The sequence below is a fragment of the Bacteroides gallinarum DSM 18171 = JCM 13658 genome, from assembly GCF_000374365.1.
Lineage (GTDB): Bacteria > Bacteroidota > Bacteroidia > Bacteroidales > Bacteroidaceae > Bacteroides > Bacteroides gallinarum.
Genome location: NZ_KB894140.1, coordinates 1 through 19,704 on the forward strand (window position 1 = coordinate 1; position 19,704 = coordinate 19,704).

Below are 19,704 nucleotides of genomic sequence, written 5' to 3' on the forward strand. Positions count from 1 at the left end.
AAAATTTATACCTCTATTGAGCAGCTGCAAACTGACCTTGATGCGTGGATGAACTCTTACAACACGGAAAGAACACACTCCGGAAAGTATTGTTTCGGGAAAACGCCAATGCAGACTTTTATCGAAGGAATAGCCGTCGCAAGGAAGTATCAACTACAAAATCAGGAAACAATAAAACCGAATGAGGTTGGTAAAACGCCATTCGGTTGTGAGAGTGAAGAAAGTTGCGTAACTTCGCAACAAACAACTGACAGTTGTTTTGTCCGATAGTAAAACAAATGTCAGAGCAAGTCTTGACTATTACACGTAAAGCATAACACCTACTCCATAAAGCATAACACCTACTCCGTAAAGCAAAATATTCATCCTATGAAAAATTCCCTCCGTTTTTTAAAGCAGCTGCCTCCGTCACTATAAGATACACAAAAAAGGGGGCATGGTCATAATAATAACCATACCCCATACTAAACGCAGTACAATAAAAGAAAAATAGTTTAATTCAGTCTGTATATATGTTTTTGTACTTAGAATTTGTAGCCTACTGAGAGAGCGATAGACATATTCTTCGGAGAATCTTTACCTGCATCTATTACTTCAGTAAGACCGAACAAGAAATCAAGACCTACCAGATATTGTCCGAATTCAGCACCCACGCCAAATCCTAATCCGAAGTCAAAACGGTTGGCATCCCAGCCTTCACCGGTATCTTCATCGTATTTGAAAATCTTTTCGCCGTCACACTTGCCGCCCAAGCCTAAGCCCAGATACGGTCCCACCTTACCTACGATGTTCACGCTCTCCGATACCGGGAAACGACCTGCTGCCATAATAGGAATTTGCAGATATGTAGGTTTGAACTTTTCCGAATCTCCACTACCATAATCAAACTTAGCACCATTACCCACAATCATCAGCGAGGGTTGGATAGACCACATATCGGTAAAAGCATATTCCATGCCTACACCGACCTGATAACCCACTTTCATCTTAGTGTCCTCAAGACCGGTCAGTTTACTCATGTTAATACCTGCTTTTGCATTCCAGGAAATTTGCGCAAAAGATACCGTAGATACCATTGCGACCAAAGCCAATACAAATAACTTTTTCATAATACATTATATTTTGTGATTTGATAACACAAAAATATTCAATTGTGTAAAATTAAAAAAACACCAGCTTATCCTATCTATCACTATTACATCCAAATCATGTACTATTCGGTCAATATTAATAAACAAAAGGGTGAAAAATAAAAAGAAACAAGGTCTAAATAGAATAATAAGAAAGCAAGGGACAATACGATATTTTCCTCCTAAAAACCACCGGATAGAGGGTACGGCCTGTACCAAGAAGTTACACCTATTTAATATCTCCCTTGCTGATATAGCCCGATTTACACACCTGTAATAACCAAAACTTAATCTGTTTTCTGTTACAGAATTATTCTTTATTATACGCAACTGGTAGATTAAGCCTTGACTAATTCACAAAAACTGTCCTCGATTAACCGTTTTCTGATGCTGTCATAACCTAATCTGTTCTCTGTTACAGAATTATTCTTTATTATACGCAACTGTTAGATTAAACCTTGACTAATTCACAAAAACCGTCCTCAATTAACCATTTTCTGATGCTGTCATAACTTAATCTGTTCTCTGTTACAAAATTATTCTTTTTATGCGTAACTGTTAGATTAAGCCTTGATTAATTCACAAAAACTGTCCTCGATTAACCATTTTCTGATGCTGTCATAACCTAATCTGTTTTCTGTTACAAAACTATTCTTTAATTATACGTAACTGTTAGATTAAGCCTTGACTAATTCACAAAACCTGTCCTCGATTAACCATTTTCTGATGCTGTCATAACCTAATCTGTTTTTCGTTTACAATATTATTCTTTGTTATACGCGACTATCAGATTAAGCCTTGCTTAATTCAACATACCGGATTCCACGCCTATACATTTATATATACCGCATACCATATACATATATCATAGACCTTAAATATATGCCTCATACATATACATTACATATCTCATACATATACATATACATTACATACCTCATACACACATCGCACACCTCATACATACACCTCATACACACATCACACACCCCATACATACCTTACACACCCCATACCCCCACCGCATCTCATACACGCATACAAAGAACATCCCTCCCACCTTCATCCCCTCCTTCTTTCCTGCCCCCTTAAACATCCCTCTCATTCTTTAAAATATATTTGCTTCTTGATTGACAGTAAATTGTTAACTTTGCGCCTTGATTATGAAATGTATGAAGCAACTATATAGCATTACCATATTCCTTTTGTTTCTACTATCCGCCCCTGTCGGCGCATCAGCACAAATAAAAGGCGTCATTACAGACTCCCTTACCCACGAACCGCTGATGTACATCACCGTACAGTACGAAGGAAAAGGCGTAGGCAGCATCTCCAATGCCGACGGCGAATACCAGGTAGAAACACACAAAGGCTGGGACGAGCTGACATTCTCCGCCATAGGCTATATCACCAAGAAAGTGAAAATCACTCCGGACACCAAAGTACTCAACGTAAAGCTGACACCCGCCGACGTGATGCTGTCCGAAGTCGTCGTAAAACCCAAGAAAGAGAAATACTCGCGCAAGAACAACCCCGCCGTGGAGTTCATGAAGAAAGTCATTGCGAACAAGAAAGCCCTGAAACTCGAGGAAAACGACTACTACCAGTACCAGAAATACGAGAAGATGAAGATGTCTATCAACGACGTCACACCCGAGAAAATGGAAAAAGGCATCTACAAGAAATTCTCCTTCTTCAAAGACCAGGTAGAAGTATCGCCCAAGACAGGCAAACTGATTCTGCCTATCTCCATTAAAGAGACAGCCTCCAGAACAATCTACCGCAAAAGCCCCAAGAGCGAGAAAACCATAATCGAAGGCATGAACTCCAACGGCATCGAAGAATTCTTCAACACAGGCGACATGCTGGGCACTATCCTTACCGACGTATTCTCCGATGTCAACATCTACGACGACGACATCCGCCTGCTGCAACGCCGCTTCGTCAGCCCAATCGGGCGCGGAGCTATCAGCTTCTATAAATTCTACCTCATGGACACACTCATGGTAGACAAGCAAGAATGCGTACACCTCACCTTCGTGCCCCAGAACTCGCAAGACTTCGGCTTCACCGGACACCTGTACGTAGTGAAAGACTCCACCTACGCCGTGAAGAAAGCCGTGATGAACCTCCCCAAGAAAACCGGCGTCAACTTCGTGGAAAACCTCGACATCGTGCAGCAGTTCGAACAACTGCCCGACAGCAACTGGGTACTCACCGACGACGACATGACCGTAGAACTCGCCCTGATGAAAGGCATACAAGGGCTGGAAGTACAACGCACCACCAAATACAGTAACTACAAGTTCGACGAAATAGAACCCCGCCTGTTCCGTCTGAAAGGCAGCGTTATCAAAGAAGCCAACATGCTCGCCAAGAGCGACGAATACTGGGCTAAAGTACGCCAAGTACCACTCACCAAGAAAGAAAGCTCCATGGACGTGTTTATGAACCGCATCGAGCAGATACCCGGCTTCAAGTACGTTATCTTCGGAGCGAAAGCACTCATTGAGAACTTCGTGGAAACAGGTAGCAAGAAACACCCCAGCAAGTTCGACTTCGGTCCAATCAACACCATGATTACCAGCAACTACGTAAACGGAACACGTTTCCGTCTGAGCGGTATGACCACCGGCAACCTGCACCCCCACTGGAGCTTCAGCGGCTACGGAGCATACGGTACGCGCGACAAGAAATGGTTCTACTCCGGACAGGCAGCCTACTCCTTCAACAAGCGCGAGTACGTACTCTGGGAATTCCCCAAGCACTACCTCGCCTTCCAATACACGTACGACGTAATGTCACCCATGGACAAATACCTGGCAACGGACAAAGACAACCTGTTCGTAGGCTGGAAATGGACTACCGTAGACCAAATGTCATACATGCGCGACGCCACCCTGACCTACGAGCTGGAAACCCAGTCGGGCTTCTCCGTAAAGGCAATGGCACGCCACCGCAACGACCAACCCGCCGGCATGCTGCAATACTGGAAAAACAACGGCACTACCCCCGGCAAATGGGACGAAAAGAACACGCTGGTACACGACATCACCACCTCCGAGCTGGGGCTGACGCTGCGCTACGCTCCGGGCGAAACATTCGTCAACACCAAGCAGCGCCGCGTACCCGTATCGCTGGACGCACCTATCTTCTCGCTCTCGCACACCGTGGGGCTGAAAGGCGTGTTGGGAGGCGAATACAACTTCAACCTCACGGAAGCCAGCATCCGCAAACGTTTCTGGTTCGGGTCGTGGGGCAAGCTGGACGTCACCGCCCGCGCCGGTGCGCAGTGGAACACCGTACCCTTCCCGTTGCTGAACCTGCCCATGGCAAACCTCTCGTATATCACCCAGAACAACGAATCGTTCAACCTCATCGACAATATGGAATTCCTGAACGACCGCTACGCCTCGCTCGCCCTAAGCTACGACATGAACGGGAAACTCTTCAACCGCATCCCCCTCATCAAGAAGCTAAAGTGGAGAGAGATGTTCCGCATCCGCGGCATGTGGGGCACACTGACGGACAAGAACAACCCATATAAAAGCAGCAACCCCGACCTGTTTCTCTTTCCTATGCGCGACGGCATGCCCACCAGCCATGTCATGGGGCATACGCCCTACGTCGAAGCCAGCGTAGGCATCTACAACATCTTCAAGTTGCTGCACATCGAATACGTGCGCCGCCTCACCTACACCGACATTCCGGGGGTGAAGAAAGGCGGAGTGCGGTTTATGATATTAATGATATTTTAGGGGGGGGTAGTGATGAGTAATGAGCGATGAGCAATGAGCATGAGTGATGAGCAATGAGCATGAGTGATGAGTGATGAGCAATGAGCAATGCGCGATTAATAATGAAAAGTTAGCAATTAGAAGTTACGAGAAAGGGAGTATTGAAAAATAAATCAATTAACTTTGCTATACGCATTGTAAATCTATATAATTTCTTGAATGAAATAAAACAAGAAAGAATTATGTCTAAGCAAATATTAAGAAGCGGTACATCGGTGGGAGCCAATATCAGGGAAGGACTGTTTGCCGAATCCCCTGCCGACTTTATACACAAATATTCCATTGCTCAAAAAGAGCGTTCTGAAACCCTATACAAGCTCGAATTGCTAAATAAAACAGACCATATCACCACAGAACAAAATGTTTCTTTGGATACAGATTGTACGGAACTTATGAAAATGCTAACATCTTCTATCATTCCCCGTAAAAAGAACCTCTGCCCCCTAATCACTAATCCCTAACCCCTAATTTTATGCAACCATTAGCAGAGCGGCTTCGGCCAAAGACATTAGACGAGTACATCGGCCAGAAACACCTGGTAGGACAAGGAGCGGTACTGCGCAAGATGATTGATGCAGGACGCATCTCCTCATTCATACTGTGGGGCCCGCCGGGAGTAGGCAAGACGACACTCGCGCAGATTATAGCCCACAAGCTGGAAACACCGTTCTACACCCTCAGCGCCGTAACCAGCGGCGTGAAAGACGTACGCGACGTGATAGACCGCGCCAAGAGCAACCGTTTCTTCTCGCAGGCAAGCCCGATACTGTTTATCGACGAAATACACCGTTTCAGCAAGTCGCAGCAAGACTCACTGCTCGGCGCAGTGGAGCAAGGCACAGTGACACTGATAGGCGCTACCACGGAAAATCCCTCGTTCGAAGTAATCCGTCCGCTGCTCTCCCGCTGCCAGCTCTACGTACTGAAATCGCTGGAAAAGGACGACCTGCTGGAACTCCTGCAACGCGCCATAACCACAGATGTCCAACTGAAAGAGCGGCAGATAGAACTTAGGGAAACCACCGCCATGCTCCGTTACAGCGGCGGCGATGCCCGCAAACTGCTCAACATCCTCGACCTCGTTGTGCAGTCCGAAGCCGGCGACCCGGTCGTTATCACCGACGAAATGGTGACGGAGTGCCTCCAACAAAACCCGCTTGCCTACGACAAAGACGGAGAGATGCACTACGACATCATCTCCGCCTTCATCAAGTCTATCCGCGGCAGCGACCCCGACGGCGCTATCTACTGGCTGGCGCGCATGGTAGAAGGTGGCGAAGACCCCGCTTTCATAGCCCGCCGCCTCGTTATCTCCGCCTCCGAAGATATCGGACTGGCAAACCCCAACGCCCTGCTACTTGCCAACGCCTGCTTCGACACCATTATGAAGGTAGGCTGGCCTGAAGGACGCATCCCACTGGCAGAGACAACTATCTACCTCGCCACCAGCCCCAAGAGCAACTCCGCTTACATGGCAATCAACGATGCCCTCGAACTGGTGAGACAGACGGGTAACCTGCCCGTTCCCCTGCATCTGCGCAACGCCCCCACCAAGCTGATGAAACAACTGGGTTACGGCGACAACTACAAGTACGCCCACGACTACCCCGGCAATTTTGTCCGCCAGCAATTCCTTCCCGACGAACTGAAAACCCGCCGCATCTGGCAACCGCAGGATAATCCTGCCGAGCAGAAGCACAAAGAGAGAATGGAAAGGCTGTGGGGGAAAAGAGAGGGATGAAAGGAGGTAGGAATTATGAATTATGATTTCAGATTTATGCTGAAAGATAAAAGGGTATTAGGAACTCAAGAGAGATGAATTAAGAATTCTAATATGCAAGTGTTGATTTATGAGTTTAGGATGAAAGATAAAAAGAAATTAGCCCCCCAAAAATGAATCAGGAATTTCTTTCAGCCGATGAGTACCCATTTATGAATCAAGCTAAAAGAAAATAAACAAGATAAGAAAACGACAGCATATTAAGAAAAGGAATAAATTAAAAACATACCACATTATGAAAATAGTAGTTCTCGACGGCTATGCCGCTAATCCGGGAGACCTCTCCTGGGAAGAATTGAAAAGTTTGGGCGAATGTACCATTTACGACCGCACCGCTCCTGCCGAAGTACTTGAACGCGCTGCCGGAGCAGAAATCCTGCTGACAAACAAAGTCGTACTCGATGCAGCAACCATAGCAGCCCTGCCCGAGCTGAAATACATCGGCGTGCTCGCTACCGGGTACAACATTATCGATACCGCTGCCGCAAAAGAACGGGGCATCATCGTAACCAACATCCCGGCATACAGCACCCCCTCGGTTGCACAAATGGTCTTTGCCCATATCCTCAACATCACCCAACAAGTACAACACTACACCGACGAAGTACGCAAAGGCCGCTGGAGCAACAACCCCGATTTCTGCTTCTGGGACACCCCGCTTATCGAGCTGCGCGGCAAGAAAATCGGTATCATCGGCCTGGGACAAACCGGTTACAACACCGCCCGCATCGCTATCGGCTTCGGCATGGAAGTACACGCATACACCTCCAAATCCCCCTTCCAGCTTCCCCCCGAAATCAAGAAAACAGAACTCGATGAACTCTTTGCCAACTGCGACATCATCAGCCTGCACTGCCCCCTGACCGACTCCACCCGCGAACTGGTCAACGCCGCACGCCTCAAACAGATGAAACCCAACGCCATTCTCATCAACACCGGACGCGGCCCCCTCATCAACGAGCAAGACCTTGCCGACGCCCTGAACAACGGCACTATCCTTGCCGCCGGACTGGACGTACTCTCACAAGAACCGCCCCGTGCCGACAACCCGTTGCTCACCGCCCGTAACTGCTACATCACCCCGCACATCGCCTGGGCAAGCGCCGCCGCCCGCGAACGCCTCATGCAAATCATGCTGGACAACGTGAAAGCCTTCATAGACGGAAAGCCGATTAATGCAGTAATAAAATAACCAACCTCCAACCGTCCATGGGAAAAGCCGCCGTTAAAGGCCTCATTCATCTGATACTGATAATTGCCACATTCATTTTGGCTATTACCACTATCGTAGCATCTCGCTCCGGACACTACCACCCGGCAGAATCCACCGTGATGCCCCTGCTCGGGCTTGCCGTACCGGTATTGCTCCTCTGCTGCCTGATAACCTCGCTCTGCTGGGCGCTGGCACGCAAAAAATGGGCATTCGTACCGCTGATAGCCTTCCTCTTCAACTGGGAATACCTGACAGCAGTTATCTGCTTCGGCTCCGCCGGCGAAATACCCCCTTCCGCCCTGGCACAGAACCGGCAAGGCAAGCCCAGCGGCTACCTCACCGTAGCCACCTACAACGTACATAACTTCGGGAACGAAACCACCGGCTACTCCTGTAAAGAGATAGCCAAGTACATGCAACAGCAACACGTCGACGTACTCTGCTTCCAAGAATTCGGAGGCAACAAACGCTTTCCGGCAGACAGCCTGCGCCGTGTCCTCTCCCACTGGCAATACACGCTTATCCCCGCAGGCGACTCCGTACGCGGCATCCTCCCCATTGCCGTATTCAGCCGCTACCCGCTTGCCGGCGGGCGCTTCATCACCTACCCCCACAGCGCCAATTGCAGCATGACATGCGACATCGTTCTGGGCACAGACACCCTCCGCTTGCTCAACAACCACCTGCAAACCACCAGCGTCAGCCAGAACCGTAAGAAATGGGAACGCGAACTCGCCACCGACAACACCCGCCGCGAGGCGCAAGCCGTACAAGACGCCGCAGAAACCCTGCACGAAAACTTCGTGAAACGTGCCGCCCAAACCGACAGCATCTGCCACCTCGCCATTGCCAGCCCCCACCCCGTACTCGTGTGCGGCGACTTCAACTCCCTGCCCTCGTCCTACACCTACCACCAACTATCCGAAATCCTTAAAGACGGCTTCAAGACCGGCGGCCACGGCTACATGTACACCTACCGCTACGGCAAACGCCTGCTGCGCATCGACTACGCCTTCCACTCGCCCGAACTCGACTGTATCGACTACCGCTCGCCCAGCCTGGACTTGTGCAGCGACCATAATCCGGTACTGTTCACGGTAAAATACGGAGTCACCACAGATTATACGGATTAGTACAGATTACACGAATTAACACAGATTATGCGGATTAACACAGATTACGCGGATTAACACAGATTACACGAATTACACAGATTACACGGATTAGCACAGATTTATTCTACAAGCAAATATTAAAATAAATCTGTGCTAATCCGTAATAAACCAGTGAACCGGCTACACCCCAACCGTCATTCGCCCGTCGCCACTACATACCGTTCTATATTCCGCGTTTCCTTGCTGAAATTCACTCCCACCTTTACAAGAGTACGCCCGTCCAATCTGTAAGGAATGAGATACCCCTTCTCGTCAATCTGTTTCATAGCCTCCTCAGCACTACCGTCCAGCTTGAATTCGAACACGAACACATTGCCGGAAGTCCTCACGACAGCATCGGCACGCCCGCGGGCGCTACGCACCTCAGTCTCCACAAACTGCCCCATTAAAGCAAAGACAATATAGAAAATAGCCTGGTAATGCCGTTCGTTACCATTGCTCAACTCATACGGAATACCGGCAAAGAACACTTTCAGTCGTTCCATGAAAGCATCCACATCCCCCGCACGAAGCTCGCGGGTGAATTTGGCAATATGGAAACCCGTCTCATCGTCAGACACACGGGTATAATACGGAACCAGGAAATTCAGAAAACCATAACGCACCTCGTCATTGGGAAACCTCAATGTATACAACTCCACCTCCCTGTCATACCCCTTTATGGTGAGATACCCGCTCTGGTAAATCATAGGCAACGGATTATTCACCTCCGCCCGGTACTCGCTGAAAGCAGGTGCGGTGGTTTCAATACCGTCTATCAGAAGCCTCAGGTCATAATCGCTCTGCTTCAACAAGTCCACCAGATACGTAGGCGTACCCGTCTGAAACCAGTAGTTGCCGAGCTCCTCCGCATCGAAAGCATTCAACACGCTGAAAGGATTGAACATACCAGCCCCTTCGGGATGAAAATGATAACCGTCGTACTGACACTCCATTTTATCGACCATATCATGGAAAGAAAGCCCGTACCTTGCCGCCAGACACTCCAACTCCGGACGGAACACCTGCTGCAACTCCCCTTTAGTTATACCGCAAATCTCGGCATAAGGCAGCTTCATGCTGATATCGTTCAACTGATTCAGGTCGCTGAACACGCTGACTTGGGCAAACTTGGTAACACCCGTCAGAAAGACAAAACGCAGATAACGGTCGCAACTTTTCAAGACACCGTAAAAAGCCTTCAACATACGGCGGTACTCTTCCAGCAACGCACCGTCCAGAAGCGCCTGAAGCAACGGCTTGTCATACTCGTCTATAAGAACCACCACCCCTTTGCCGGTCTGTAAATACGCCTGCTCTATCACATAAGCGAAGCGTTCCTCGGGGCTACGTTCCCGTTTCCCGCATCCATACCTCTGCTCCCACCCCTCCAAATACTGGTTGAGCATCGCATCCAAATCCCCGGCAACCTCATATTTCCGGGCATTCAAGTCCAGATGCAGCACGGGATACTCCGTCCATTCAGTCTCCAACTTTTCGAGGGCAAGCCCCCGGAACAAGTCCTTACGTCCCAGGAAATAAGCCTCGAAAGTAGAGAGCAACAAGCTCTTACCAAAGCGGCGGGGGCGGCTCAGGAAATAAGGCTTTCCTATATGGGCTATCTGATAAACCATAGCCGTCTTATCCACATAAAGGAAATCACCCTGACGTATACTCTCAAAAGTCTGTATGCCTATCGGCAATTTACGCATCTGTCTTATCATACAATCATACCAGTCGTTGCTTTTCGGATATCATCCCGTCTGTCCGGGCAGGATAAAACAAAAGTAACTGATAAATCGTAGCTATACAAATAAATGGCGAACTATTTCAAAATACGGGTTCACCACAGATTACCACGGATTAACACAGATTTATTTTATAAGCAAATATTAAAATAATCTGTGTTAATCCGTGGTAATCTGTGGTGAACTACAATAAATCTATCTAATCCGTGCAATCTGCGGTAACTCGTAACACACCTATTCAATCCGTGCAATCCGCATTACCTGCAATGCACCTATTATAATCCGCGTAATCCGCAGTAAACCTTCTCCTATCAGAACGTCAACCGAATTCCCACCTGTGCATGCCAGCGTGAGGATACGTCGCTCTTACTGATTTCGGCCTTGTTGTAAATATACTTGGGCGTAGTCTGGCCGTTCACCGTTGTCAGCTCCGTAACGGAAAGCGGTGAAAGGTTGTAGAGCGAGCCATAAGTGGCGCCCCACTTCTTGTTCAGCATATTGGCGAAGTTGATAATATCGAAAGTAAACTCCAGCTTACCCAAACCCTTGGGATTATAAATAGTCTGCGCCAGGTGCAAGTTGATTTCGTGCTCCCACTTGGTGAGGTTGGAGTTACGCTCGGCATACTGCCCGCGGTGATTCTTGGCATAAGCATCACCCTCTATCCACTGCTTGAAAGCCTGGCGGCTCTCCTCAGCAGTCATGGTAACCTCGCCCGTCTTCTTGTTTACGGCATCCGCAAAACTCATCAGAGCCAGCTCCTCATCCGTAGGGATGTACAGCAGCGAATTACCCTTCTGGCCGTCACCGTTGAAGTCCGAAGTCTCGTTCATCGTCAGGCTGTAACGGTTGCCCGAGAAACCGTTGTAGATAACCGAAATAGAAGTACTCATCCAGTTGTTCCAATACTTCGGAGTAGTATAAGCCACCTGCGCCATGACACGGTGCGGAATGTCGAACTTGGAGAAACCCAGCTCGTTGCCACTGTTCGTATCGCGGGAATAATTGTACTTCCAGTTAGAATAAGCAACAGAAGAATTGCCGTCGTTCACCGACTTGGAATGCCCGAAAGTATAAGAAGCAGACATATCCAAACCCCAGCCGAAATGCTTCTCCAGCAAGGCAGACAGCGCGTAACTATACCCCTTGTCCGTATTCTTCAAGTTAATGATAGAATAATAATCACCCGCCTGCACCTTGTACGAAGGAGCGGCAGACGCCTCTACACCCGGAACGGCATACACCATTCCATTGTCCACCAGCGCAAGATTCTCGAAGAACACATTATTCATAGTCTTGGAGTAAACACCCTCCAACGTCATCTTCACACTGCCCGGCAAGAACTGCTCCCACGCCAGGTTAGCACGCAACACCTGCGGATACTTGAAATTCTTGTCCGTAGTCACGATATCCTGCTTCATGCTTCCGGTAGCCGCAGAAAGCGGATTATCCTTGTACTGCCCCAGCGACGGAGCCTCGTTGGTATCGTTCTTGCCCGAAGCATCCTTAGGTTGCAGCGTAGTACCCTTCTGCTCCATACCCGTGTTGTTGAACGAGTTGCTGAGCCATACGAACGGCACACGCCCCGTAAAGATACCCACGCCGCCGCGGATAAGCGTGCGGTGCTCCTCGTCGGTGTACCAACTGAAACCCACACGCGGCGAAACCATAAGCTTGGCGCCCGGAGTCTCACCCACACGCACACCCATGCCACGCTCGGCGGCAAAGTCGTTGAAAGCACCGTTCACAGTAGGTTTGTTGAACAACAAAGGAATATCGAAACGGATACCGTAAGTAAAGTTGAAATCCCTCGACACCACCCATTTATCCTGGGCATAGAAGCCGAACTGACCCGCCTTCATCACCGGAGCATACTTCAAGTTGCCGCCCGTAATATCCGGGTCGCTATACTTATAAGTAAACTTATAAGGCTTGTCCTGCAAGAAATAATCCAGCGAGTTATAATACCACGCACCATCCGATGCCTGGATAAAGAGATTGCTGATTCTGTAAATCTCGTTGTGCGTACCGAACGTCAGCGTATGGTTACCCAAATACCAGGACAGATTGTCCTCGAAACTATACACATCCTGGTCTAAGCTGTTGGCACCCGACGAAAACTCCGTACCGATGTTGGCGGTAATCTTCGTAGCACCGTCGCCACCCACCACATTACTTATTTGCACGCACGGGCCTGCATACTCCGTGTCGCGGTAATCGCGCACGAACGTACCCGAGGCACGCAGCTCGTTATACAGATTATCGCCCAGGCGCGAGTTCAGCTCCGCCACAATGGAGTTCATCTTATTGTTCATCCGGTAACCACTGTTGCCGAAATAATACGTGGTAGAGTTAGCCCCATACACATCCTTATAAGAGTTGTTGTGCTGGTAGCGCACAGCCAGTTTATGCTTCTCGCTGATGTTCCAGTCTATACGCGCCAACAGGCCGAAAGACTTCTGCTCGATGTCGCGTGCGCCGTAAGCCTCGTCGATGCCGGTAAGCTTCTTGTACTGGTCGGCAATCTGCTTGGCAGTGGCGCTGGTAATATAATTGGTAGTATAACCCGGATAGACGCTCGAGGGATAACTGTTCTTCTGCCCCTCGGCACTCACGAAGTAGAACAACTTGTTCTTGATAAGCGCACCGCCCAGCGTACCGCCGTACGTACGGTCGAACTGCTGCGACATCGGCGACTTCTCATAATCGCGCACAGCACTGTACTTGCCATACATATTCTGGTTATTGAAATAAGTATAGGCCGAACCGTGCGTTTCGTTCGTACCCTGCTTGGTAATGGCGTTAATACCACCCCCGGTAAATCCACTCTGGCGGACATCGTAAGGAGCCACCACCACCTGGATTTCCTGAATGGCATCCATAGAGATAGGATTGGCGCCCGTCTGTGCGCCGTTCGTACCGCCGGCAGAGAGGCCGAACACGTCGTTGGCCACCGTACCGTCTATCTGGAAACTGTTGTAGCGGTTGTTGGAGCCCACGAAGGTAATGCCGCCGTTCTTGGAAGTCATGGCAAGCGGGCTGTTCTTCACGATGTCGTATATGTCACGGTCTACGGTAGGCGTATTCTCGATAGCCCTGGCAGAGAAATTGGTGGCAGCACCATCCCTGGTCTTGGCATCCGCCACTACCACGACCTCGTCCAGCAGTTCCGAGCTGGGGTGCATGGTTACATTCTGCATGTACGTGTTGCCCAGTTCGAGCACTATTCCTTTGAATACGGAAGTCTGGTAACCCACGTAAGACACCTGCACTTTGTACGGTCCTCCCGTACGCATACCCTGAATGGTATAACGGCCGTCTACGTTGGTAATAGCCCCGTAAGAAGTGCCCGAAGGCTCGTGAACGGCTACAATCGTCGCCCCGATTACAGTCTCGTTCTGTTCGTCGGTCACCTTGCCGCTGAGGGCTGAAGTGGTAGTCTGCGCATTTACGCCCACGACAGTCACGGTGAGCAGCAGCGCAAGGAAGCATCTAAGTCTTTTTAACATAATTCGGTTTAATTAGTTTTTTGAATTGTTATATTCCTTAAAACGTTGGCAAAGATAGGTAAAATAATATATAGAAATGTTACATTACTGCTACATTTTTTAAGAATCGGGAAAACAGACGGATAATAAGAATATCTTTGCCGCCTTAAATTTTAACTATATTATAAAAACATGAAATCAAAAAAAAGAAGGCTGGATTTGCCTTAACCTTATCCGGAAAGCATTGGAGTGCATTGTAACCGTAACCGACGAACAGTACGAGGTGAGCGACGAAACATACCGCACCCTTAAACGCATAGTAAAAAGAAGTGAAGTGCTCATCAAAGCCTACGAGAAGAAAAAAGAGAAAAGGGAAAAAGAACACGAGAAAGCGTTGAATGGTTAAGAAAGTACAAAAAACGGGGGTTAGCCGCTTTATACATTTTTACAATGCTAACCGGTTGCCGTACAAGCGTATAGCGGGTTGAAAGTGTATAAAAACGAAAGCCTATCTATTTTATTTTCAATAACTTTGTTCCGACAATCGTCGGGGTGCGGGGATATGCCCCGTTTCCGGCAAGTACTAACTCTAATGTCGATAATTAATGACAATCTCAACAAGCGGAGAAGTAGAATTCTCCGAGTTCGGCTCCGTCCGAAGCAAAACATCACGGACTATCAGCCTCCAGGATTACGTAGACAAAGTGCGCAGCAACATCTTCAAGGCAAAAGTAGAAGAATACCTGCGGCTCGCCTCGCAGCCCGGCCAGGAAGCCGGAGCGCAGGCGGTGAAAGACAGTATGCCTTGCATCGTGCCTGCGGGCGTGTGCCTGGGCGGGCATGCCGTGAAGAACCTCGTACGGCACAGCGGACTGTTGCAGGTAGACATAGACCACACCTGCCTGCGCACATCCGAGGTGTGCGGCCTGCTGCGCGAGCTGCCTTACGTGGTGGTGGCGCACAAGAGCTTCTCGCAGAGCGGGGTAAGGGCTTTCGTGCGCGTGTCTCCCGCCGATGTGGAGCGCTGCTACGAGCAGCTATACGCCGCCGTAGGGCAAGCCGTGAGCCTGCACACGGGGCATGCCTACGACCCCAAGTGTAAGATACTGACGCAGCCCAGCTTCTATTCCTGGGATGCCGGGGCGTACTACAATCCCGATGCCGTGCCTTTCCCGATGCGGTGGGACGGAGTGGCGGAACAGCAGGCAAACGCGCCTGTCGTTCCGTCGGGGATGCCGGGGACGGCAGAGGCGAATGCAAACGCAGGTCAGGATAAGGCTGGAAACGGGGCTGTAAGTAATTTCAAGACTGATGTTGTAAACGGGGCTGTAAACAATCACAGGACTGATGCTGGAAACGGGGCTGTAAGCAATCACAAGACCGATGCTGGAAACGGTGCTGTAAGCAATCACAAGACTGATGCTGGAAACGGTACTGTAAGTAATCACAAGACTGATGTTGTAAACGGTACTGTAAACAACCCTAAGACTGATGCTGCAAACGGCACAGTAAACAATCCCAAGACTGATGCTATAAACGGCGCAGTAAGCAATCCCCAAACCGGCACTGTAACCAACACCGCCGCTCCCGGTTTCCTCATCAGCTTCCTCAACGACTTCGAACACCGCAACCCCTTCCGCCGCGGCGAGCGGAACGACCTTGCACTGAAGCTGGGACGTGTGGCACGAAGTAAAGGTTTTTCCTTGCAGGAACTGGAAAATATAACCACCCTATTCGCCTTGCGCTACGCCGCCTCCGATTTCACGGCAGTAGACATCCACAAACGTATAATCGCTGGTTATCAATTCGTTAGTTCAAACCCTCCGCAACCGAAAGAAACAAATAAGGTTCAAAATAGCGTTCAGGTTCCTTATGCACCCTCCGAGCACCCCCTCGACGAAGGAGAAGAAGAAGATTTGTTGGAAAAAAACAACGAACTGCGTGCCCAGTCACCCTACATTTCCGACAACGTGTACAAGCAGTTGCCCTTGCTCTTGCAGGAGTGCGTGCAATACGCCACCGACCCGCGCGAACGTGACATCATACTGCTAAGCAGCCTCAACTGTTGCAGCGCCCTGTTCCCCGGCGTCAGCTTCTTCTATAAAAACTCACTCTACTCCCCCCACTTCTACCTTGCCGTGGTAGCTGCCGCCGGTGCGGGAAAAGGCGTCATGGCCTTCACCTATAACCTGCTGGATGCTACCCAGGACTACTACGACACCCAGCGGCGCGAGCAGAAGCGTACCTTCATCAAGGAGCAGGCAAAATGGGAAAACGAAGTACACCAGGCACAGCGCGAGCACCGTGCCCCGGATGTCGCCAAGAAACCCGAAGAGCCCAAAGGCAAGTACCTGAAAACCGCTGCCACCACCAGCAAGAGCCGCCTGCTGGAGCAGCTCGCCACGAACGGCGAACTGGGTTGCCACATGGCATCTACCGAAATCAACACGCTCGTATCGTCGCTCACCCAAGACTACGGCAGGTACGAGGACATCTTCTGCAAGGCAGCCCACCACGAGGAAATCTCGCAGTCGTACAAAACCGACGGCGACCCGATAGTAGTGCGTCACCCTCACCTGGCACTCGCCATATCGGGCACGCAGGAGCAGTTCCTCCAGTTCTTCCACTCGCACGAAAACGGGCTGTACAGCCGCTTCCTTATCTACACCCGTCAAACGAGCCTCTGCTGGGAGATATGCTCGCCGGGCGCGGAACGGGTAGACCTGCGCACGCACTTCCGCGACATTGGGAAGAAGCTGTTCGAGATGCACAAACTGTTGCTCGAGTCGCCCACGCTCGTCACCTTCACCCCCGAGCAGTGGGAGCGCCACACCCAGCGTTTCTCGTGCTGGCTACAGTCGGCGCTGGTAGAGGGGCGCGAGTCTACAAGCAGCATCATCTTCCGCCACGGGCTGCTCGCCATGCGTCTGGCGGCTATCCTCACTCTGTTCCGCAAGTGGGACGACTACCGCTATGCCAAGGAGTACTGCTGTACCGATACCGACTTCGATACCGCCATGCAGATTGTAACCGCCGTCCTCGAACACAGCCTGCTGTTGGGAACCACGTTGCCCGACACCGGACAAGCGCCCGTAGCCATGCGTTACTTCCACCGTTTCGACAGGGTGCTTGCTGGCTTGCCGAGGAAATTTTCTTACACCGAGTTCATAGAAGCTGCCCAAAACTTCGGTATGTCCCTATCTACCGCCAAGCGTATTCTGAAAAAGGGCTTGGAGTACGAACTCATTGTAAAACAGAAAGATAGGTATCGAAAGCGGAATAAGAGGCGGGGGAAAGAGGGTCAATAAGGACCTAACCCCTAAAATGAACCTTGCCGGCTTCGGCGAAAAGTATGCCGGCATTCGGAAAAACATTTACGGATGCCGCTGCTTTCCTCCGGTGTTGCTGCAAAGTGGGATGCCCCATGTCCGCCTGCGCCCGTCTTACGGTACGTAGTGCGGGCATGGGGTTATTGTTTGTATAACGCTGTACCCCGGAGGGATAAACTCGTTTCGCAAGGCGGATGTATTCGTCCCGCGGAGCTGTCAGCTTCATCCTGCGGGACGAAGGATTTTGTACCGGGGGACGGTTTATTTTGCCTTAGGGGGTGGAGGGGGAAAGGGTTGTATGGTGGGAAGCGTTATACAACACAGAGGAGGGCACGGAGAAAGGCGGAGGAAAACGTTGCACGGCGCAGAGGAGGAGGCAGGAGAAAGTATTATAAAACACAGAGGAGGACACGGAGGAAGGCAGGGGAAAGCTTTATAAAACACAGAGGAGGACATGGAGGGGAGGCAGGAGAAAGTATTATAAAACACAGAGGAGGGCACGGAGGGAGGCAGGGGAAAGTGTTATAAAACACAGAGGAGGACATGGAGGAAGGTAGGAGAAAGTGTTATAAAACACAGAGGAGGAGGCAGAGGGAGGCAGGAGAAAGTGTTATAAAACACAGAGGAGGAGGCAGAGGGAGGCAGGGGAAAGTATTATAAAACACAGAGGAGAACACGGAGGGAGGCAGGGGAAGGTATTATAAAACACAGAGGAGGAGGCAGAGGGAGGCAGGGGAAAGTGGTATAAAACACAGAGGAGGAGGAGGCAGAGGGAGGCAGGAGAAAGTGTTATAAAACACAGAGGAGGGCACGGAGGGAGGCAGGGGAAAGCGTTGCACAGCTTAGAGGAGGATACAGAGGAATATAGAGCGAAGCGTTGTATATTGCACAGGACTAATCAGGGTGTCCCCAACACTCCTACAATAAGTCGTACCTGCGCAGGCGTGTATCGGCGGGCGGTAGGCGTTAGCCCGGTTTCCTGTAACTGCCGTTCCAGTCCGGGGGCGGTACGTACCCATTCATTGAACTGCTTGACGGCAGTCTGTTGCTGTACGCCGGCTATATACATGCTCGCCAGTTCGCCCTTGCCGTAACTACGCATCACAAACGATTTCTCTACAATATCTTCATCCGATTTTTCCATGTACCCCAAGATTATAGTAACCTCTATACAGTATGACGATGTTCGAATACCGATATGCCATTCGTCACGGTACGGCAATATCCCGGCATCTTCCGTATACCGCATATCCCTACATGTAGAAATATCCCGGTACGGAGGCTGCTTGTTTTCAGACATAAAGATAATGATTTTCAGCGAGATACACAACTATATCCGGCAATATCCGTTAATTTATTTTTGTCCGGAAGGGTAATTGGGAACAGCCTCTCCCCTCCCCTACGGGCAGAAAAGTTGTACAGACACCACCGGCATTATTTGTGCAGGCGCCACCGGCACTATCATACTGTAATAGCACTTGTAAAACCGTTATGGCAAATGGCAAGTGGCAGTCCTGCACCCGGTAGTTTTCACCACCTTCCCTTTTTCTTCTTACAGTGTTTCTGCAATGCCACACCAAAAAGGCAACATGCACATTTCAATTCTTTTTTAGAGAGCTTATCCAGATTATCGACAATTCCGAGAATAGAGTAGTTTTTGTCGAGAAACTCATAAGGGTCGGCGGCTTCCTCTAAATCCTGCTTAATCAGGCAGGTGCACACAGGATTTTTATCCATTGTATTTTTTCTTTTTTTAGTTTATACGAAAAAGCTCATTACTTACAAAAAAACGTCGGGTTGACCCAATCGGAAAAAAGGTTTCCCCAATCGAAAAAAACGCACCCTATTCCCACCGGGAGAGCAAGGATGCTCAAAGATAACGCTTTTTTGTTACTATTCACAAAAACACGGAATTTAATGTCGGGTAAAGGCAATCCGTACATTCGGGTGTATCTGCTGCTATTTCGGTACGAGTGGGTATATTGGGTAAGGTTAAGTGCATCTGTTGCTATTTCGGTGTGAGCAGGTGTATTCGGTGAATTTAAGTACATCTGCTGCTATTTCG

Annotated in this window: 14 protein-coding genes and 1 pseudogene; 8 read left to right on the forward strand and 7 right to left on the reverse strand. The window is 49.6% G+C overall.

The window, feature by feature from the left end:
• A pseudogene (locus C233_RS23695) lies at positions 1 to 270 on the forward strand (IS481 family transposase); the annotation flags it as partial.
• Positions 271 to 524: 254 nt separating this feature from the next.
• Here the strand turns inward: C233_RS23695 and C233_RS0114145 are convergent.
• Both C233_RS0114145 and C233_RS24980 read right to left on the reverse strand, forming a co-directional pair.
• Positions 525 to 1,109 carry a porin family protein gene (locus C233_RS0114145; RefSeq protein ID WP_018668228.1) on the reverse strand — a complete coding sequence of 195 codons (585 nt, stop codon included), beginning with the start codon at positions 1,107 to 1,109 and terminating at the stop codon, positions 525 to 527.
• Between the two features lie 991 nt (positions 1,110 to 2,100).
• Positions 2,101 to 2,235 (reverse strand): hypothetical protein, encoded by a 135-nt coding sequence (locus tag C233_RS24980; RefSeq protein WP_018668229.1) that lies wholly within the window; start codon positions 2,233 to 2,235, stop codon positions 2,101 to 2,103.
• A 67-nt stretch (positions 2,236 to 2,302) separates the two neighbouring features.
• Between C233_RS24980 and C233_RS0114155 the strand changes: the two genes are divergently transcribed.
• The 5 genes from C233_RS0114155 to C233_RS0114175 all read left to right on the forward strand — a co-directional run bounded on the left by C233_RS0114155 (position 2,303) and on the right by C233_RS0114175 (position 9,053).
• Entirely contained in the window at positions 2,303 to 4,888 is a 2,586-nt protein-coding gene (locus tag C233_RS0114155) for a DUF5686 and carboxypeptidase-like regulatory domain-containing protein (protein WP_025069246.1), read from the forward strand.
• A 194-nt stretch (positions 4,889 to 5,082) separates the two neighbouring features.
• On the forward strand, positions 5,083 to 5,388 hold the full coding sequence (locus C233_RS0114160; RefSeq protein ID WP_373278768.1) for a four helix bundle protein: 306 nt from the start codon (positions 5,083 to 5,085) through the stop codon (positions 5,386 to 5,388).
• An 11-nt stretch (positions 5,389 to 5,399) separates the two neighbouring features.
• The gene (locus C233_RS0114165) at positions 5,400 to 6,668 is read left to right on the forward strand and encodes a replication-associated recombination protein A (RefSeq protein ID WP_025069247.1); all 1,269 of its coding nucleotides are present in this window, start codon (positions 5,400 to 5,402) and stop codon (positions 6,666 to 6,668) included.
• A 274-nt stretch (positions 6,669 to 6,942) separates the two neighbouring features.
• The gene (locus C233_RS0114170; protein ID WP_018668233.1) at positions 6,943 to 7,899 is read left to right on the forward strand and encodes a D-2-hydroxyacid dehydrogenase; all 957 of its coding nucleotides are present in this window, start codon (positions 6,943 to 6,945) and stop codon (positions 7,897 to 7,899) included.
• A 17-nt stretch (positions 7,900 to 7,916) separates the two neighbouring features.
• Positions 7,917 to 9,053 (forward strand): endonuclease/exonuclease/phosphatase family protein, encoded by a 1,137-nt coding sequence (locus C233_RS0114175; RefSeq protein WP_018668234.1) that lies wholly within the window; start codon positions 7,917 to 7,919, stop codon positions 9,051 to 9,053.
• A 176-nt stretch (positions 9,054 to 9,229) separates the two neighbouring features.
• Here the strand turns inward: C233_RS0114175 and C233_RS0114180 are convergent, their stop codons facing one another.
• Together C233_RS0114180 and C233_RS0114185 are read right to left on the reverse strand one after the other, a co-directional pair.
• Positions 9,230 to 10,795, reverse strand: coding sequence for an ATP-binding protein (locus C233_RS0114180; RefSeq protein WP_025069248.1), 1,566 nt, complete (start codon positions 10,793 to 10,795; stop codon positions 9,230 to 9,232).
• Between the two features lie 338 nt (positions 10,796 to 11,133).
• On the reverse strand, positions 11,134 to 14,331 hold the full coding sequence (locus C233_RS0114185) for a TonB-dependent receptor (protein WP_018668236.1): 3,198 nt from the start codon (positions 14,329 to 14,331) through the stop codon (positions 11,134 to 11,136).
• Between the two features lie 223 nt (positions 14,332 to 14,554).
• On the opposite strand from C233_RS0114185, the gene C233_RS24540 reads away from it, so the two are divergent.
• Both C233_RS24540 and C233_RS0114195 read left to right on the forward strand, forming a co-directional pair.
• Complete coding sequence (locus tag C233_RS24540) at positions 14,555 to 14,716, forward strand: hypothetical protein (RefSeq protein ID WP_018668237.1); 162 nt, start codon at positions 14,555 to 14,557, stop codon at positions 14,714 to 14,716.
• Between the two features lie 199 nt (positions 14,717 to 14,915).
• A complete protein-coding gene (locus C233_RS0114195; RefSeq protein ID WP_018668238.1) occupies positions 14,916 to 17,618 on the forward strand; it encodes a DUF3987 domain-containing protein in 2,703 nt (900 codons plus the stop codon).
• A 4-nt stretch (positions 17,619 to 17,622) separates the two neighbouring features.
• Here the strand turns inward: C233_RS0114195 and C233_RS22750 are convergent, their stop codons facing one another.
• The 3 genes from C233_RS22750 to C233_RS0114210 form a co-directional block, all read right to left on the reverse strand.
• Positions 17,623 to 17,865, reverse strand: coding sequence for a hypothetical protein (locus C233_RS22750; protein WP_018668239.1), 243 nt, complete (start codon positions 17,863 to 17,865; stop codon positions 17,623 to 17,625).
• A 672-nt stretch (positions 17,866 to 18,537) separates the two neighbouring features.
• Positions 18,538 to 18,783, reverse strand: coding sequence for a DUF4248 domain-containing protein (locus C233_RS0114205; RefSeq protein ID WP_025069257.1), 246 nt, complete (start codon positions 18,781 to 18,783; stop codon positions 18,538 to 18,540).
• Between the two features lie 386 nt (positions 18,784 to 19,169).
• The gene (locus tag C233_RS0114210; protein WP_018668241.1) at positions 19,170 to 19,376 is read right to left on the reverse strand and encodes a hypothetical protein; all 207 of its coding nucleotides are present in this window, start codon (positions 19,374 to 19,376) and stop codon (positions 19,170 to 19,172) included.
• Between the last annotated feature and the right edge of the window lie 328 nt (positions 19,377 to 19,704).

Coding starts and splice junctions, on each gene's coding strand:
- C233_RS0114145 (WP_018668228.1), bottom strand. CDS start 1,109: ATGAAAAAGTTATTTGTATTGGCTTTGGTCGCAATGGTATCTACGGTA.
- C233_RS24980 (WP_018668229.1), bottom strand. CDS start 2,235: ATGAGAGGGATGTTTAAGGGGGCAGGAAAGAAGGAGGGGATGAAGGTG.
- C233_RS0114155 (WP_025069246.1), top strand. CDS start 2,303: ATGAAGCAACTATATAGCATTACCATATTCCTTTTGTTTCTACTATCC.
- C233_RS0114165 (WP_025069247.1), top strand. CDS start 5,400: ATGCAACCATTAGCAGAGCGGCTTCGGCCAAAGACATTAGACGAGTAC.
- C233_RS0114170 (WP_018668233.1), top strand. CDS start 6,943: ATGAAAATAGTAGTTCTCGACGGCTATGCCGCTAATCCGGGAGACCTC.
- C233_RS0114175 (WP_018668234.1), top strand. CDS start 7,917: ATGGGAAAAGCCGCCGTTAAAGGCCTCATTCATCTGATACTGATAATT.
- C233_RS0114185 (WP_018668236.1), bottom strand. CDS start 14,331: ATGTTAAAAAGACTTAGATGCTTCCTTGCGCTGCTGCTCACCGTGACT.
- C233_RS0114195 (WP_018668238.1), top strand. CDS start 14,916: ATGACAATCTCAACAAGCGGAGAAGTAGAATTCTCCGAGTTCGGCTCC.
- C233_RS22750 (WP_018668239.1), bottom strand. CDS start 17,865: ATGAAGCTGACAGCTCCGCGGGACGAATACATCCGCCTTGCGAAACGA.
- C233_RS0114205 (WP_025069257.1), bottom strand. CDS start 18,783: ATGGAAAAATCGGATGAAGATATTGTAGAGAAATCGTTTGTGATGCGT.
- C233_RS0114210 (WP_018668241.1), bottom strand. CDS start 19,376: ATGGATAAAAATCCTGTGTGCACCTGCCTGATTAAGCAGGATTTAGAG.